Origin of the sequence: Sphingopyxis sp. P8 (genome assembly GCF_020622175.1) — a bacterium.
In the GTDB taxonomy this organism is placed as follows: Bacteria; Pseudomonadota; Alphaproteobacteria; order Sphingomonadales; family Sphingomonadaceae; genus Sphingopyxis; species Sphingopyxis jiangsuensis.
In genome coordinates, this window is sequence record NZ_JACNMK010000002.1 from 433,423 (window position 1) to 448,697 (window position 15,275).

Genomic DNA, 15,275 nt, shown 5'->3' on the forward strand with positions numbered 1-15,275 from the left:
AGTGGAGGGGCCGCGACGCGGCGCCATTAAGCCCCTCCGTCAGCGCTGCGCGCTGCCGCCTCCCCCTGCCTTCGGCACGGAGAGGAGCGACTTTCAATAGACGATCAGCCGTTCGTCCGGCGTGATACCCGCAAACAGGCTCACCAGCCCCCCCGCCTTCACCTGCGGCGGAAGGTCGGGCGCCGTCAGTCCCGCGAGCGCCATCCCCGACTGGCAGGCGACGAGTTCGACCTCCATTGCCGCCGCCTCATCGAGCATCGCGGCAAGGTCGAGCTGCCCCGCGGCGCGGCGCGCGGCGTCGCCGTCGAACGCCAGCGGCGCGCGCAGCAGCGCCACCGCCTCGCCCTGCGCGAAAATCCGCGCCCGCCGCCCGAGCGCCGCCCACGCCATCGCAGCCTCAAGCGCGGCATAGAGCCGTGCGCTGTCGGCGCTTGCGACGATGATCGTTAGCCGTTGCATGCGGGGCACCCGGGGTCTTTCGCGACGGCAATTTCGCGCCAGCGCCGTTCGAGCATGTCGACAATCGCCAGACGGCCGGTGAGCGCGCGGCCCCAGCCGGTCAGCGCGCGCACCGCTTCCAGCGCCGCCATCGTGCCGACCATCCCGGCGAGCGCGCCCATCACCCCCGCCTCGGCGCAATTGATGCCGGGGCGGTCGGGGTCGTCGCCGACGAGACAGGCATAGCAGGGGCTGTCGCCGCGCCAGCCTTCGTAGAGCGCCACCTGCCCCTCGAACGCCCCGATCGCCGCCGAGAGCAGCGGAATCCGCCGCGCGACGGCGGTGCGGTTGACCGCAAGCCGGGTCGCGAAATTGTCGCAGCCGTCGAGGATCAGGCTCGCCCCGGCGAGCAAGGTCGCGGCATTGTCGGGGCCCAGCCGCTCGGCCATCGAAACGGCCTCGACATGCGGGTTGATCCGCCGGGCCGCGTCGGCGGCAACGATTGCCTTCGATTGGCCGATATCGGCGTCGGTGAACAGCGGCTGGCGCTGCAGGTTGGACAGTTCGACCACGTCATCGTCGATGATCGTCAGCCTGCCGACCCCCGCAGCGGCGAGATAGGTGATCGCCGGGCAGCCGATCCCGCCCGCGCCGATGACGGCGACGTGCGCCGCTTTCAGCTTCGCCTGCCCCGCTCCGCCGAACTGCGGCAGGATGATCTGGCGGGCATAGCGGTCGAGTTCGGCGTCGGAGAGCAAGGTCAGTCGTTCTGGCGGCGCGTCTTGATCGCCGACAGCGAGCCGACATTGTCGGGGATATTATCGTCCTCTGCCTCTTCCTCGGCGCTGCCGCTCGCAACACCGGTCGATCCGAAGCCGCCCGCACCGCGCACGGTCTCGTCAAGACTCTCTACTTCGGCGAAGCTGGCGCGCTGGACCGGGGCGGGAACGATCTGCGCGATCCGGTCGCCGCGCTTGATCTCGAAATTGTCGTCGGACAGGTTGGCGAGGATCACCTTCACCTCGCCGCGATAGTCGCTGTCGATCGTTCCCGGCGTGTTGAGGCAGGTGATGCCATGCTTGAGCGCGAGCCCCGATCGCGGGCGCACCTGCACCTCATAACCCGGCGGAATCGCCATCGCAAAGCCGGTCGCGACCGCGTGACGCGCGCCGGGGCGCAGCGTCAGCGTCTCGGCGGCGACGACGTCCATCCCCGCCGCGCCGTCGCTTGCATAAGCGGGCAGGGGCAGGCCGCCGCCGTTGGGCAGGCGCTGGATGGCGATTTCAATCGGCTTCAATGGGTGCGCGGGTTTCGAGGGCATCGGCGATCTTTTCCATCAATTTGCGGGCGACGGCCGGCTTGGGCAGCCGGTCCCAGCTTTCTACGCCCGCGTTGCTAACAATATGTACGCGGTTCGTCTCGCCCCCCATCGGGTCGGCGGCGACGTCGTTCGCGACAATCCAGTCGCATCCCTTGCGCGCAAGCTTGGCCTCGGCGTGCGCGACGACATCGTTGGTCTCGGCGGCAAAGCCGATCAGCAGCGGCGGGCGGCGGTCGCTTTTCGCGACGCTCGCCAATATGTCGGGGTTCTCGGCAAGCGCGAGCGGGGGGACCTCGCCGCTGCCGTCCTTCTTGATCTTTTGCGCGCGCGTGTCGGCGGCGCGCCAGTCGGCGACCGCGGCGACCATGATTGCCGCATCGACCGGCAGCCCCGCGGCGACCTCCCTTTCCATTTCGACCGCGGTCTCGACATCGACGCGGATCACGCCCGCGGGGGTCGGCAGCGCAACGGGGCCGGCGATCAGCAGCACTTCGGCGCCCGCTTCGGCGGCGGCGGCGGCGATGGCAAAGCCCTGCTTGCCGCTCGACCGGTTGGCGATGTAGCGCACCGGGTCGATCGGCTCGTGCGTCGGCCCCGCGGTGACGAGGATGCGGCGGCCGTGGAGCGGGCGGTGGTTCGCGGGCGCGAAATCGGGCTGGCCGGTGAGCGGCGATGGCGCGGGCGCGCTCGCTAGCGCCGCCTTGATCGCGGCAAAGATCGCCTCGGGCTCGGGCAGGCGGCCGGGGCCATATTCGCCGCACGCCATCTCGCCCTCGTCGGGCTCCATCACGCTGACGCCGTCGCCTCGCAAGGTGGCGACGTTGCGCTGCGTCGCGGGGTGCAGCCACATGCGGACGTTCATCGCGGGCGCGGCCAGCACCGGCTTGTCGGTCGCGAGGAGCAGCGTCGTTGCAAGATCGTCGGCGATTCCCGCCGCCATCTTGGCCATCAGATCGGCGGTCGCGGGCGCAACGACGACCAGGTCGGCCTCGCGGCTGAGCTGGATATGCCCCATCTCGACCTCGTCCTTCAGGTCGAAGAGGCTGGTATAGACCTTGTTCTCGCTGAGCGCAGCGAGCGTCAACGGCGTCACAAACTGCTCGCCCGCGCGCGTGAGCACGCAGCGCACGACGTGCCCCGATTTGCGAAGCAAGCGGACAAGCTCGATGCTCTTATAGGCCGCGATGCCGCCACCGATGATCAGCAATATACGCGGGGCGGGCATCGGTCGGGGTCTCCTTTCGCCCTAGTTATGCGTCCGCGCCCCCCAGTTCAAGCGAGGTGGCGTTTCGGTCAGGCGGCGGTCCGCGCGACCAGCCGGGGCGGCGCCAGCGCGCGCCACAGGGCGACGACGGCCGCTGGCGCAAAGACCAGCCCCGCGAACAGCGTCGGAACGACCAGCATCCCCCAATAATCATTGTCGACGCGGGCAAAGACCATGAAGGCCGTCGCATAGCCAAGATGGAACAACAGGCCGAAGGTGCCGAGGCGGCCGCGCCACGCGAGCCAGCCGAGAAGCGCGAGCGGGACAAGCAGCGCCGTCAGCCAATAGGGCGCGATGAATCGCAGGATCGAAGTCTTGTGAACAAAGGACAGATAATTGTTCCAACCGCCGAGCGCGAGCCATCCACCCCCGGCGCAGTCCGATGCCCGCGCGACTTCGGCAACGGCGCTTGCGTGGAGCGCCAGCCCGGCGAAAAATGCGACGCCGATTGCACTCCAGCCCAGCGCGGCGCGCCAGTTGCGATCGATCAGCGCAAACAGGCCGAACAGAGCCGCGACAGGCAGTATCGTTTCCCGAATCGCGAGCGCGGCTGCGACTATCGCCATCGCGCCCCACGGACGCTCTGGCCGGTGAATGGCGAGCGCAAGCGCGACCAGCACGCCGGCGATCACTTCGTGCATCAGCACCCATTGGCCCGACATCACCTGGCCCAGATTGACGGCGATCAGCAGGACGGCAAATCGGCCATATGGCGGAAGCGCGGGGTCGCTCGTCAGGCGGCGACGCCATGCCCAGAGCGTCGCGAGTGCGAGAAGGCTCGCGAGCGCAATGCCGGCGGGCAGACCGATTGCCGCCAGTATCGTCGCGAGGGTTGGCAGCCGCATCACCGCAAAGGGACGGAGCGGATAGCCGTTGGCGCGATGCTCCGCAGCGGCGGCCTCATAATAGGGGGTGCCGGTTTCCATGCGCCGCACGATTTTCACATAAAGCGCGTGGTCGCCGATCATCCCTTCGGCCCGGGCGATTCGCGGCGCGTCGAGATTGGGGTTGACCGTCTTGTGCCCGCCCGCGACGCCCAGCAGCATCAGTGCGGCGAGGATCGCGAGCAGCAGGGCGGCGACCGGGCGCGGCGCGGTCGACAGCCGGTTCCACTGTTTTGCCGGGGCGAGGGGGAGGTCTATTTGCGCCATGTCAGCGCCGCCGACATGGCGAAATTCCAGATCGCGCCGACGAGGACGCCCGCAACGCCGGCGACCCACCAGCGCTCCTGCTGCCCGGCGACCCACGTGCCGATGCCGATGTTGGCGAGCGCACCGATCGCGGAAATTGCATAGAAGCTCGCCAAACCCGCGACGATAGCGCGTCCTCTCAGCTTGCGGTCGGCATAGGTGAAGCTGTTGTTGAGGAAGAAGTTGAAGGCGATGGCGGTCATCACAGCAGCAGTCTGCGCGGCGACGAAGCCGCTTCCCGCGCCGAGCACGCTGCGCAGCACCGCCAGGTGGACGAAGACGCCGAGTCCGCCGACCATCAGGAACTTGATCAGCCGGACGGGGACGAAACGTCCGATCGTCTTGTCGGCGATCAGTTCGGCATAGTCGGCGATCGCCCGCGCACCGAGCTTGCTTTCGCCTGCCTCGCGCGTGCGAAACCGATAGGGGATTTCGGCCACCTTCATCGGCTCGGGGCTCGACGCCAGAAGGTCGAGCAAGATCTTGAAGCCGATGGCGGACAGCCGGGGCAATGCCCGCTCGAACGCCTCGCGGCGTATCGCGAAAAAGCCGCTCATCGGGTCGCTGACATGGGTGCCGAGCGCGAGCTGCCCGGCGCGCGTCGCGAAACGGCTCATCCGTGCCCGCCCTTCGTCCCAGTCGCCGATGCCGCCTCCCGCCATATAGCGCGTGCCGACGGCGATATCGGCGTCGCCCCCCTCGATCGCTGCGATCAGATTGGGCAGCGCTTCCTCGCTGTGCTGCAGATCGCCGTCCATCACCGCGATGATCGGCGCTGCGGTCGCGAGCATGCCTTCGACCACCGCCGACGACAGGCCGCGCCGTCCGACGCGCTGGACGATGCGGACGTGCCGCGACGTGCGGCCGATGCGGCGTACGAGATCGCTCGTGCCGTCGGCCGAATCGTCATCGACGAAGATCACTTCCCAGCCGCGCCCCGCGAGGACGAGCGACAGTCTTTCGATCAACCGCTCGACATTCGCGGCCTCGTTGAGCGTCGGCACCACGACCGCCACTTCGAGCGGCAGGCTGGACGTATCGAGAATCGCGGGGGAGGCGAGGGTGTCGTGGCGCATATTGCCTCGGTCTGCCCGGACAAAGGCGTCCGGTTCGGTCGAGAGCAATGGCTAGAGAAACAAGGTAAATGTTCGGTAACTATGGCCGCGGCAGCGCAGCTTCAACCGAGCCAGTGCAGCAATCCCGCGCCCGCTATGGCGCCCGCCACCGCCGCCAGCGCATAGCTCCACCAGACGCGCCGCTCGCCGCTTTCCCACATCAGCGGGATTTCGGGGAGCGGCGGGCTCGGCGGCGCGGCGCCCTTGCGCGGCAATTGCTCGTCGAGGCGACGGATGATGTCGGGGATCAGCGCGAGCGTCCCCGCCTGCTCGCGGAGGCCGTCGGCGAGCGCGGCTTCGGGGCCAAGCTCGTCGCGGATCCAGTTCTTCACGAACGGGCCCGACACGTCCCACATGTTGATCTGGGGGTTGAGCATCGTCGCGACGCCCTCGACCATCACCATCGTCTTTTGCAGCAGCAGCAGGTGCGGCTGCGTCTGCATGTCGAAATCGCGCGTGATCGCGAACAGCCCGTCGAGCATCTGGCCGACGCTGAGCTCGCTCACCGGCTTGCCGCGCATTGGCTCGCCGACCGCGCGCAGCGCCGTCGCGAACTCCTCGACGCTGTGATAATCGGGCACATATTGCGCCTCGAAATGGATTTCGGCGACGCGGCGGTAATTGCCCGTGGTCAGGCCATAGAGGATCTCGGCGAGCCAGAAGCGCGCCTTGCGGTTGATCCGCCCCATGATGCCGAAATCGACCGCGGCGATCGTCCCGTCGGCCTTCACGAACAGATTGCCCTGGTGCATGTCCGCGTGGAAAAAGCCCTCGGCGATCGCCTGGCGCAAAAAGGCGTGGACGAGGTTCGAGGCAAGCGCTTCCATGTCGTGCCCCGCCGCGACCAGCTTGTCGCGGTGCGAAATCTTGACCCCGTCGATCCAGCTTTGCGTCATCACGCGGCTTGCGGTGCGGTCCCAGTCGATCGCGGGGACTTCATAGGTCGGCTCGGCCGCCATCGCGTCGGCAAGCTCCGACGCCGACGCCGCCTCGCGCCGAAGATCAAGCTCGCGCAGCGTCCAGCGCCGGAAGTTGGCGATCACCTGCCGCGGGCGCAGCCGCGCCGCTTCGCCGCCAAACGCCTCGAGATGCGCGGCCGCCCATTCATAGGTTTCGATGTCGCGCGCGAACTGCTTGTCGATGCCGGGACGGCGCACCTTGACCGCGACCTTGCGCCCGTCGGTCGTCACCGCGCGGTGAACCTGCGCGATCGACGCCGACCCGACCGGCTCGGGGTCGAATTCGGCATAGAGGTGTTCGAGCGGCGCCTCGAACGTCTGCTCGATCTCGGCGCGGATACGCTCGAAGGCGACGGGGGGCAGCGCGTCCTGCAAGGTGAGCAGGTTGCGCACCGCCTCTTCGCCGACAAGGTCGGGCCGCGTCGCGAGCGTCTGGCCGAGTTTCACCGCGGCGGGGCCGATCGCCTGAAAGGCGGCGGCATAGTCCGGATATTTGGGCTGGATCGTGCCGAACCGCGCGAGGCGGCACAGCCGCTTGACCCCCATCGGCGTTGCCGGCGCGCTCTCGATCCCGCGCAGCGCGCCGTGGCGTGCGAGGATGCGGCCCCATTTCAGCAGCCGGAAAATATGGGTGACGGGGCGGGTCATATCTGAAAGCCCCTCCCCTTCAGGTGTGTCAGGTCGTTCACGCCTTCCACCCGCTGTGGATCGCGACCAGCCCGCCCATGATCGGTTCGGCCTTCACCGCGGTAAAGCCCGCGTCGCGGATCATCTGCGCGAACTGGGGCATCGGCGGAAAGCGGCGGATCGATTCGATCAGATAGCGATAGCTGTCCTCGTCCTGTGCAATGAGCTTGCCGAGCCTGGGGACGACATGATGCGAATAGGCGTCATAAACCTGCGCAAATCCGGGCCATTCGTTGGTCGAAAACTCGAGGCAGAAAAAGCGGCCGCCAAAGCGGAGCACGCGGTGCGCCTCGGCCAGCGCGGCGGGGATGTCGGTGACGTTTCGGATGCCGAAGGCGATCGTATAGGCGTCGAAAAAGCGGTCGGGAAAGCTCAGCCGCTCGGCATTCTGCTCGCTCCAGACGAGGCTGTCGATGCCGCGCTGCGCCGCGCGGTCCATGCCGACGGCGAGCATGTCGGGGTTGATGTCGGCGACGGTGATGCTTGCGCCCGATGGCTCCATGCGAAAGGCGATGTCGCCGGTGCCGCCCGCCATGTCGAGGATCGCCTCGCCCTCACGCGGCTTGACGCGCCGGACGAAGCGGTCCTTCCACAGCCGGTGCATCCCGCCCGACATCGCGTCGTTCATGATGTCATACTTGCGCGCGACGCGGCTGAACACCTCGCCGACCATTGCGGTCTTGCGGCCTGCGGGGACCTGGTCATAGCCGAAACTGACGGTATCGGGGGTGGGCATCGAGGGGCGCCTTCGGGACGATGTGCGGAAGTGGATATGCGCCTTTAGCCAAGGCTTGTGGCGCAGGCAAATGCCAGTTACCGCCGCGCAAATGCCCGAGCTTCCCGAAGTCGAAACCACCGTGCGCGGTCTCGCTCCCTTTCTGGAGGGGCAGCGGCTGGTGACGGTGACGACCTTTCGCCCCGACCTGCGGCGGCCCTTTCCCGTCGATCTGGCGCAACGGCTGACCGGCGCGGCGGTCACGCGGCTGTCGCGGCGCGCCAAATATGGCATCGTGTCGACCGATCGCGACGACCATCTGATCTTCCATCTCGGCATGTCGGGGCGCTGGCGCACCGAGGGCGGCGAGGCGGGAAAGCACGACCATCTGCTGCTCGAAACCGCGGCCGGACACCGGCTTTTCCTCCACGATCCCCGGCGCTTCGGGTCGGTCGACCTCGTCAGCGGCGACCCGCTGAGGGCCTTTCCGGCCTTCGTGACGCTCGGCCCCGAGCCGCTGTCGGACGCATTCGACGCCGGCTGTCTCGCGCGCGCGCTTGCGGGGCGAAAGGCGCCGGTGAAGGCGTTGCTGCTCGACCAGACGGTCGTCGCGGGGCTCGGCAACATCTATGTGTGCGAGGCGCTCAACATGGCGCGCATCTCGCCGCTGCGCGCCGCCGCCGACGTCCCGAAGGCAAAGATTGCCGCGCTCGTTCCCGCGATCAAGGAGGTGCTGGTGGCGGCGATTGCCGCGGGCGGATCGACGCTGCGCGACTTCCTCGGTCCCGAGGGCGACCTCGGCTATTTCGCGAAGGATTGGCGCGTCTATGGCCGCGAAGGCGCGGCGTGCCAATGCGGCGGGACGATCCGGCGGACCGTGCAGTCGGGGCGCTCGACCTTTCATTGCCCCAAATGCCAGCGCTGAAAGTGGCGGGGAAACCAAAGCTGGAAATCGGAAGGCGGCACTTTCTCCCCTCCCGCAGGCGGGAGGGGCAGCGAGACTTGCGAACCTCGTTCGTTAGTCGCAGCGGGGTGGGCAATAGCACCGCTGCTGGCCCACCCCCGGCCCCTCCCGCCTGCGGGAGGGGAACCCTGCGCTGTTCTTCGAGGCCCGCCCCGCAAAGCCTGCATTTCCCGCATGGATCGGCCGAAAACCATTGACCTTCACCCGCATGCTGGCTATGGGCCCACCCTTCGAGCAGGGTCCGGTCTTCCGGAACCGGCCGTATCCGGACATTGATTCGCCGCCCGCGCGCGATTCGGCTGCTCCGCTTTCGGCTGTGCTCCGACCGTTGAACCGATTGGATATTTGAGGAACTTATGGCCAATACGCCGCAGGCAAAGAAGCGCATCCGCCGCAACACGGCGCGCACCGTCGTGAACAAGAATCGCGTCTCGCGCATCCGCACGCTGGTCAAGAAGGTCGAAGCCGCGGTCGCCGCGGGCGACAAGGACGCTGCCGCTGCAGCGCTCAAGGCCGCACAGCCCGAAATGGCGCGCGGCGTCGCGAAGGGCGTGCTTCACAAGAACACCGTCGCGCGCAAATACTCGCGCCTGACGAAAAGCGTGAACGCGATCGCCTAAATCGCTCCGTCCCGAAAGGGCACAAAAGAACCCGCCGCGCTTCGAGCCGGCGGGTTCTTTTTTGTGACTCTACGATGGCAATTACATTGCAACGCGGTAAGTCGCGGATTTCTCGCGATTCGTTTTCTGGCAACATTACTGTCACAATAAAAATGTTTAAAAACAACAACTAAAGTGCAGTAGCGCGGGTTTCTGCGGGCCGCGACGAGTCAAGATTTTTATTTCAATATTTTTACATCAACCGGTCTTGATCGACTCGGCCCGGTCTGACTAGACAAGGGTGTCGTCGGCCTTCGCTGGCGGCCGCCACATCGACATGTTTCACGCTTTTTCGGGCGCTTTGCCCGGGACAGGACGCTTGCGCCCTGCCGAAGCGGGGATTCGGCGTGCAGCGGCCGCGCGAGGCGTCCGGGACGGGGGACGAGAGGGGGCGGCATCGCGTGAAGAGGGACGGGGATCGGCATGACTTTGACGCGCGGGATGTGGATGTGAGCAGCGATGCCGTGACACTCTGGCCCCGCGTTGCCGAAGGACTGCGCCGTGACCTTGGCGCGCGCACCTTCGACCATTGGCTGAAGCCCGTCCGCTTTGCCGACTTCTGCACCCTGTCGGGCGTGGTGACGCTCGAGACCGCCAGCCGCTTTTCGGCCAACTGGATCAACGAGCGATTCGGCGAGCGCCTCGCGCTGGCGTGGCGGCACCATCTTCCCGCCGTGCGCAGCGTTACGGTGCGCGGCGGCGCGGCGGCCGCCGAACGCGCCGCGGCGCTGACGACGCCGGAGCTTCCGGTCATCGCCGACGCGCCGACCGCACCCGTCGTGCTCGCGGGCTTCGATCGCCGGCTGACCTTCGAACGCTTCGTCGTCGCGCGCAGCAATATCCTTGCCGCCAATGCCGCGCGGCGGATGGCGATGGCCGAGGCGCCGCAGTTCAACCCGCTTTACCTCTGTTCGGGCACCGGGCAGGGCAAGACGCACCTGTTGCAGGCGATCGCGCAGGATTATGCCGCGACCTATCCGGGCGCGGCGATCATCCTGATGTCGGCCGAAAAATTCATGCTCGAATTCGTCAGCGCGATGCGCGGCGGCGACATGATGGCGTTCAAGGCGCGGCTGCGCGCCGCCGACCTGCTGCTGCTCGACGATCTGCAGTTCGTGATCGGCAAGAATTCGACGCAGGAGGAATTGCTCCACACGATCGACGACCTGATGTGCTCGGGCAAGCGCCTCGTCGTCACCGCCGACCGCCCGCCCGCGATGCTCGACGGGGTCGAGGCACGGCTGTTGTCGCGGTTGTCGGGCGGGCTCGTCGCCGATATCGAGGCGCCCGAAGACGGCCTGCGCGAACGCATCATCCGCCAGCGGCTCGCCGCGATGCCGATGATCGAGGTGCCCGACGCGGTCGTCGCGTGGCTGGTCAAGCATTTCACGCGCAATATCCGCGAACTCGAAGGCGCGCTCAACAAGCTGCTCGCCTATGCCGCGCTCACCGGAACGCCGATCGACCTGACGCTTGCCGAAGACCGGCTCGCCGAAAATGTCCGCAGCGCGCGCCCGCGCATCACGATCGACGAGATCCAGCGCGCGGTGTGCGCGCACTACCGGCTCGACAAGTCCGAAATGTCGTCGAAGCGCCGCGTCCGCGCGATCGCCCGCCCGCGGCAGGTCGCCATGTATCTGGCGAAGGAGCTGACGCCGCGCTCCTATCCCGAGATCGGACGCCGTTTTGGCGGGCGCGACCATTCGACGGTGATCCATGCCGTGCGGACGGTCGAGGCGCTGCGCGTCGCCGACAGCGAACTCGATGCCGAGATCGCCGCCATCCGGCGCAGCCTCAACAGTTGATGGGTCGCACCACAGCGAAAAGGCCCGGTGTCCTTGCGGAGACCGGGCCTTTTTGTTGGTGACGAAACCTCGTGCCTAGGGTCCTGACCCTAGCCCTTTTCGGGCGGTGCGACGGTGATCCGCACGCGCTCGCCCGAATTGCCGGGGAAGCCCGTGAACATCGCTTCGACGAGGTTCGGCACCAGCGTCTGGAGGTTGTTGTCGCGCGACTGCGCCTCGGCCTGTCCTTCGAACAGCCGCGCACCGTCGGCGGTGCGGTCGATCTGCAGCTTCAGTCCGCTCGTATAGACGGTGTAGCTGCTGACGTCGTTATAGCCCCAGCCCGGACCGAACCCGCCCCACAGGAAGGGGTCGCGATAGCCATAGACATAGCGGCGTCCGCCCGGACCGCGCACGACGACGGGGCGATAATAGCCCGGACCCCAGCCGCGATACCAGGGATCGCCGAAGCCGGGGCTCGACACGACCTTCTCGCGGCCCTTGTCGACGCCATAGTCCATGCGGACGAGCAGGTCGGGGCTTTCGCCGGGCGCGACGGGGCGATAGCCGAATTGCGTCAGTTCGCTGGCGACAATATTGGCATACCGCCCAAACTCAATCCCGCCTTCGAGCGCGGGATTGCTCGCCTCGACCGCGAAGGTCTGGCCCTGCGGTGCGGGAAGCTGCGACTGGAAGCGCGCGACATCGGCCTTGAAGGGCGTCGCGCAGCCTGCGAGCGCGAGGGCTGCCGCCGCTATGGCGGAGAGGCCCAGTCGCCGGGAAATCTTGTTGCTCATCGTCATGCTCCGTGATTCGGGTGCACCATATGGGCGCTTTCTATAGCATGACTATACCACAGCGACTTAACCTTGGTTGAACCCGCTTCGTCGCACTTTTGTTCGCGACAAGTTCGCCGTGGCGCCGCGGCGGCTTAGCGGCAGAGCCCGAGCGCGGCATAAGCCGCGTCGAGCGTCGGCCGCGCGAGCGCCGATGCACGCGCCGCCCCTGCCTCGAGCGCGGCGTCGATTGCCGCCGGATCGGCCTTGAGTTCGGTCAGCCGCGTCGCGATCGGACGCAGCGTTTCGACGAGCAGCTCGCCAAGCGCGGGCTTGAACGCACCGAACCCCTGCCCCGCAAAGCGCGCGAGCACGGCGTCGACGCTCTCGTCGGCCATCGCGGCATAGATCGACACCAGATTCTTCGCCTCGGGCCGCCCGTCGAGCCCCGGAGCCTCCGACGGCAGCGGTTCGGGGTCGGTCTTCGCCTTGCGGATTTTCGCCATGATCGTGTCGGCATCGTCGACCAGGTTGATCCGGCTCATGTCGCTCGGGTCCGATTTCGACATTTTCGCGCTGCCGTCGCGCAGGCTCATGATCCGCGCCGCGGTCGGCGGGATCGTCGGTTCGGGAAGGGTGAAGGTCTCGGTCCCGGTGTCGAGGTTGAACTTGGTCGCGATGTCGCGCGCGAGTTCGAGATGCTGTTTCTGGTCGTCGCCGACCGGGACGTGCGTCGTCTGATAGATGAGCACGTCGGCGGCCTGCAGCACCGGATAGGCATAGAGCCCGACGCTCGCGCCCTCGCGATTCTTGCCCGACTTTTCCTTGAACTGCGTCATGCGGTTGAGCCAGCCGATGCGCGCGGTGCAGAAAAGCAGCCACGCCAGCTCGGCGTGCGCGGGAACGCGCGCCTGGTTGAACAGGATCGCCTTTGCCGGGTCGATCCCCGCCGCCATCAGCGCCGCCGCCATTTCGCGCGTGTTCGCGGTCAGTTCGGCGGGGTCGTTGTAGACGGTGATCGCGTGCAGGTCGGCCAGGAAATAGAGCTTCTCGCCGGGCATCTCGTCCTGCATCCGCACCCAGTTGCGGATCGCGCCCAGATAATTGCCGAGGTGCAAATTTCCGGTGGGCTGGATGCCCGATAGCGTCCGCATATGATCTTTCCCGTCAGAGTTGTCAGAGTTGGCGCCGGCGCAGCTGGCCGACGGTTTCGCGATTGACCACGCCAAGAAGGAAGGCGCAACCGAAGAATATCGTCGCGCCCGCCGCCACCAGCGCCGATAGCGCGGCGATTCGTTCGAACACGCCGCCGACGAAGGCATCGCCCGCGAGCGGGATCAGATAGTGGAGGGCAATCGCCATGGCGGCGGCGGCGACGACGATCCGCACGATCCGCCCCGCGACGCGCGGCGACAGGCGATAGCGTCCGCTGCGGTGCAGGATCGTATAGAGCATCGCGACATTGCTCCACGCCGCGATTGATCCCGCGAGCGCGAGCCCGACGATCCCGAAGCGCGGGATGAGCAGCAGGTTGAGCGCGATGTTGAGCAACAGCGACGCCCCCGCGGTCCACACCGGCGTGCGCGTGTCCTTGCGCGCGAAGAAATTGGGGACGAGCACCTTGACCAGCACATAGGCGGGAAGGCCGACGACGAGCCCGCCGACGACCGCGCCGGTCGCCAGCCCGTCGGCGACGCTGTAATTGCCGCCGACGTAAAAGGCGCTGGTGATCGCCGGTCCCGCGACGAACAGCGCGACGGCGGCCGGTACGGTGAGCAGCATCGCAAGCTCGACCGCATTGCTCTGCAGGCGCGCCGCACCGTCATCGTCGCTCGCCGCGATGAAGCGCGAGAGTGCGGGGAGGATCGCGGTGCCGAGCGCGATGCCGATAATGCCAAGCGGAAGCTGGTTGAGCCGGTCGGCCATCGCGAGATAGGTGATGCTCTTGTCGGGCAGCGTCGCGATGAAGAACAGGTCGATGAAGCGGCTGATCTGATAGATTCCCGCGCCGAACACGGCGGGAAGGATCAGCACCCCCATCTCGCGCACCCCCGCGGTCATCCGCGGACGGCGCAGCGCCGGGGCAAAGCCCGCGCGACGCACCCAGAAGAACAGCCAGCCAAGCTGGAACAGCCCCGACAGCGTGACCGCGATGGCGAGGTACAGTCCCGTCGCGGTGCGCGCCGCCTCGCTGCCGTCGCCCTGCACCATGCCGAGCAGCAGCGCCGCAATCAGGCAGATGTTGAGCATGATCGGCGCCGCGGCGGCGGCGGCGAAGCGCGACAGGCTGTTGAGGATCGCGGCGAACAAGGTCGCGACGCTCATGAAGGCAAGATAGGGAAAGGCGATGCGCGCCATCAGCACGGCATGGCCGAACATCGGCGGGTCGCCCTCCAGCCGGTCGCTCGCGAACAGCCCCATCACCCACGGCATGACGACAAGCAGCAGCGCCGAAAAGACGATCAGGATCGGAATCAGCACCGCGAGCACCGATTCGGCGAAGCGCCGCGCCTCGCTCGCGTCGCCCTCCTTCGTCATGCGCTGGTTGAACAGCGGGACGAAGGCGGCGGCAAAGGCGCCTTCGGCGAACAGGCGCCGGAAGATATTGGGAAGCTGGAAAGCGAGCTGCCAGGCATCGGCGACGCCGCCGGCGCCAAGGATGCGCGACAGCAGCATGTCGCGCACGAACCCGAACAGGCGGCTCACCATCGTGAGCCCGCCGATCGTGCCGACGCTTTTGATCAGGCTGCTCATGTCGCGAGCCTGCCCTTCGTGACGGGCTTAGGCTTCGCCAACCGGGGCCGGCATTTCGCCTTCCGCCGCATTGCGTTCCTGCAACTGCTGCATGAACAGGCCGTGGAAATCGATCGGTTCGAGCAGCAGCGGCGGGAAACCGCCGTCGCGCACGGCGTCGGCGACGACGCGGCGCGCGAAGGGGAAGAGGATGCGCGGCGCTTCGGCGAGGAAGAAGGGCTGAAGCTGGTCGTCGGGGACGTTGCGGACGCCGAAAAGGCCAGCATATTGCAGCTCGATGACAAAGGCGGTGCCTTCGTCGAGCTTCGACGTGACGTCGATTTTCAGCGTGACCTCGAACAGATTTTCGCCGACGCCGTCGGCGCCGATGTTGAACTGGACGTCGATCTGCGGTGCCGACTGCCACTGATAGACGGCCGGGGCGTTCGGGTTCTCGAACGACAGATCCTTCACATATTGCGAGATCAGGCCGATGGCCGGGCCATTGTCTTCGCCATTGGGCTGCGGGGCGGGATTGATGTCGGCGCTGGTCTCGTCGGCCATGATGTGATGCTTTCGTTCGCTTGAATGACGGGAAAAGTCCCTGCCGCTCGCCCGTGCGGGAGACGCGGTGGACGGTTGCCGCGGCGCTTAGCAGCGGCGGGCGCCA

At 67.1% G+C, this 15,275-nt stretch carries 14 protein-coding genes and 1 pseudogene; 3 read left to right on the top strand and 12 right to left on the bottom strand.

The window, feature by feature from the left end:
* Positions 1-93: 93 nt before the first annotated feature.
* The 8 genes and pseudogenes from H7692_RS10570 to H7692_RS10605 form a co-directional block, all read right to left on the bottom strand.
* Positions 94-459: a DsrE family protein gene (locus H7692_RS10570; protein ID WP_227340142.1), complete on the bottom strand. Its 366-nt coding sequence runs from the start codon at positions 457-459 to the stop codon at positions 94-96.
* Positions 447-1,196, bottom strand: a complete 750-nt coding sequence (locus tag H7692_RS10575) for a HesA/MoeB/ThiF family protein (RefSeq protein WP_227340143.1) — start codon at positions 1,194-1,196, stop codon at positions 447-449. Before H7692_RS10575 ends, H7692_RS10570 begins: the two co-directional genes overlap by 13 nt.
* A gap of 101 nt (positions 1,197-1,297) precedes the next feature.
* A pseudogene (gene dut / locus H7692_RS10580) lies at positions 1,298-1,759 on the bottom strand (dUTP diphosphatase); the annotation flags it as partial.
* The gene (gene coaBC, locus H7692_RS10585; RefSeq protein ID WP_222136815.1) at positions 1,722-2,984 is read right to left on the bottom strand and encodes a bifunctional phosphopantothenoylcysteine decarboxylase/phosphopantothenate--cysteine ligase CoaBC; all 1,263 of its coding nucleotides are present in this window, start codon (positions 2,982-2,984) and stop codon (positions 1,722-1,724) included. The gene coaBC and the pseudogene dut, both read right to left, overlap by 38 nt.
* 68 nt (positions 2,985-3,052) lie before the next feature.
* Positions 3,053-4,174, bottom strand: a complete 1,122-nt coding sequence (locus H7692_RS10590; protein ID WP_227340144.1) for a hypothetical protein — start codon at positions 4,172-4,174, stop codon at positions 3,053-3,055.
* The gene (locus H7692_RS10595; RefSeq protein ID WP_227340145.1) at positions 4,162-5,289 is read right to left on the bottom strand and encodes a glycosyltransferase; all 1,128 of its coding nucleotides are present in this window, start codon (positions 5,287-5,289) and stop codon (positions 4,162-4,164) included. The genes H7692_RS10590 and H7692_RS10595 overlap by 13 nt, the downstream gene beginning before the upstream one ends.
* Before the next feature lie 101 nt (positions 5,290-5,390).
* The gene (gene ubiB / locus H7692_RS10600) at positions 5,391-6,935 is read right to left on the bottom strand and encodes a 2-polyprenylphenol 6-hydroxylase (RefSeq protein WP_222136821.1); all 1,545 of its coding nucleotides are present in this window, start codon (positions 6,933-6,935) and stop codon (positions 5,391-5,393) included.
* A 37-nt stretch (positions 6,936-6,972) separates the two neighbouring features.
* Positions 6,973-7,710, bottom strand: a complete 738-nt coding sequence (locus tag H7692_RS10605) for a class I SAM-dependent methyltransferase (protein WP_201928320.1) — start codon at positions 7,708-7,710, stop codon at positions 6,973-6,975.
* Positions 7,711-7,801: 91 nt separating this feature from the next.
* On the opposite strand from H7692_RS10605, the gene mutM reads away from it, so the two are divergent.
* The 3 genes from mutM (at position 7,802) to dnaA (ending at position 11,117) form a co-directional block, all read left to right on the top strand.
* Entirely contained in the window at positions 7,802-8,614 is an 813-nt protein-coding gene (gene mutM / locus H7692_RS10610) for a bifunctional DNA-formamidopyrimidine glycosylase/DNA-(apurinic or apyrimidinic site) lyase (protein ID WP_222136823.1), read from the top strand.
* A 395-nt stretch (positions 8,615-9,009) separates the two neighbouring features.
* A complete protein-coding gene (gene rpsT / locus H7692_RS10615) occupies positions 9,010-9,273 on the top strand; it encodes a 30S ribosomal protein S20 (protein WP_201928319.1) in 264 nt (87 codons plus the stop codon).
* A 488-nt stretch (positions 9,274-9,761) separates the two neighbouring features.
* On the top strand, positions 9,762-11,117 hold the full coding sequence (gene dnaA, locus H7692_RS10620; RefSeq protein ID WP_201928318.1) for a chromosomal replication initiator protein DnaA: 1,356 nt from the start codon (positions 9,762-9,764) through the stop codon (positions 11,115-11,117).
* A gap of 89 nt (positions 11,118-11,206) precedes the next feature.
* Here dnaA and H7692_RS10625 read toward each other — a convergent pair whose 3' ends face one another.
* The 4 genes from H7692_RS10625 to secB all read right to left on the bottom strand — a co-directional run bounded on the left by H7692_RS10625 (position 11,207) and on the right by secB (position 15,169).
* The gene (locus H7692_RS10625) at positions 11,207-11,893 is read right to left on the bottom strand and encodes a DUF4136 domain-containing protein (protein WP_390881111.1); all 687 of its coding nucleotides are present in this window, start codon (positions 11,891-11,893) and stop codon (positions 11,207-11,209) included.
* A 134-nt stretch (positions 11,894-12,027) separates the two neighbouring features.
* Positions 12,028-13,026 carry a tryptophan--tRNA ligase gene (trpS, locus tag H7692_RS10630; protein WP_227340146.1) on the bottom strand — a complete coding sequence of 333 codons (999 nt, stop codon included), beginning with the start codon at positions 13,024-13,026 and terminating at the stop codon, positions 12,028-12,030.
* Positions 13,027-13,048: 22 nt separating this feature from the next.
* Positions 13,049-14,626 (bottom strand): murein biosynthesis integral membrane protein MurJ, encoded by a 1,578-nt coding sequence (gene murJ, locus H7692_RS10635; RefSeq protein WP_201928315.1) that lies wholly within the window; start codon positions 14,624-14,626, stop codon positions 13,049-13,051.
* Positions 14,627-14,653: 27 nt separating this feature from the next.
* A complete protein-coding gene (gene secB, locus H7692_RS10640; RefSeq protein ID WP_222136831.1) occupies positions 14,654-15,169 on the bottom strand; it encodes a protein-export chaperone SecB in 516 nt (171 codons plus the stop codon).
* Between the last annotated feature and the right edge of the window lie 106 nt (positions 15,170-15,275).

Excerpts from the sequence above, each read along its gene's own strand:
- ubiB (WP_222136821.1), bottom strand. The coding sequence starts at position 6,935 with ATGACCCGCCCCGTCACCCATATTTTCCGGCTGCTGAAATGGGGCCGC.
- trpS (WP_227340146.1), bottom strand. The coding sequence starts at position 13,026 with ATGCGGACGCTATCGGGCATCCAGCCCACCGGAAATTTGCACCTCGGC.
- mutM (WP_222136823.1), top strand. The coding sequence starts at position 7,802 with ATGCCCGAGCTTCCCGAAGTCGAAACCACCGTGCGCGGTCTCGCTCCC.
- H7692_RS10595 (WP_227340145.1), bottom strand. The coding sequence starts at position 5,289 with ATGCGCCACGACACCCTCGCCTCCCCCGCGATTCTCGATACGTCCAGC.
- H7692_RS10590 (WP_227340144.1), bottom strand. The coding sequence starts at position 4,174 with ATGGCGCAAATAGACCTCCCCCTCGCCCCGGCAAAACAGTGGAACCGG.
- rpsT (WP_201928319.1), top strand. The coding sequence starts at position 9,010 with ATGGCCAATACGCCGCAGGCAAAGAAGCGCATCCGCCGCAACACGGCG.
- H7692_RS10570 (WP_227340142.1), bottom strand. The coding sequence starts at position 459 with ATGCAACGGCTAACGATCATCGTCGCAAGCGCCGACAGCGCACGGCTC.
- secB (WP_222136831.1), bottom strand. The coding sequence starts at position 15,169 with ATGGCCGACGAGACCAGCGCCGACATCAATCCCGCCCCGCAGCCCAAT.
- H7692_RS10605 (WP_201928320.1), bottom strand. The coding sequence starts at position 7,710 with ATGCCCACCCCCGATACCGTCAGTTTCGGCTATGACCAGGTCCCCGCA.
- murJ (WP_201928315.1), bottom strand. The coding sequence starts at position 14,626 with ATGAGCAGCCTGATCAAAAGCGTCGGCACGATCGGCGGGCTCACGATG.
- coaBC (WP_222136815.1), bottom strand. The coding sequence starts at position 2,984 with ATGCCCGCCCCGCGTATATTGCTGATCATCGGTGGCGGCATCGCGGCC.
- H7692_RS10625 (WP_390881111.1), bottom strand. The coding sequence starts at position 11,893 with ATGAGCAACAAGATTTCCCGGCGACTGGGCCTCTCCGCCATAGCGGCG.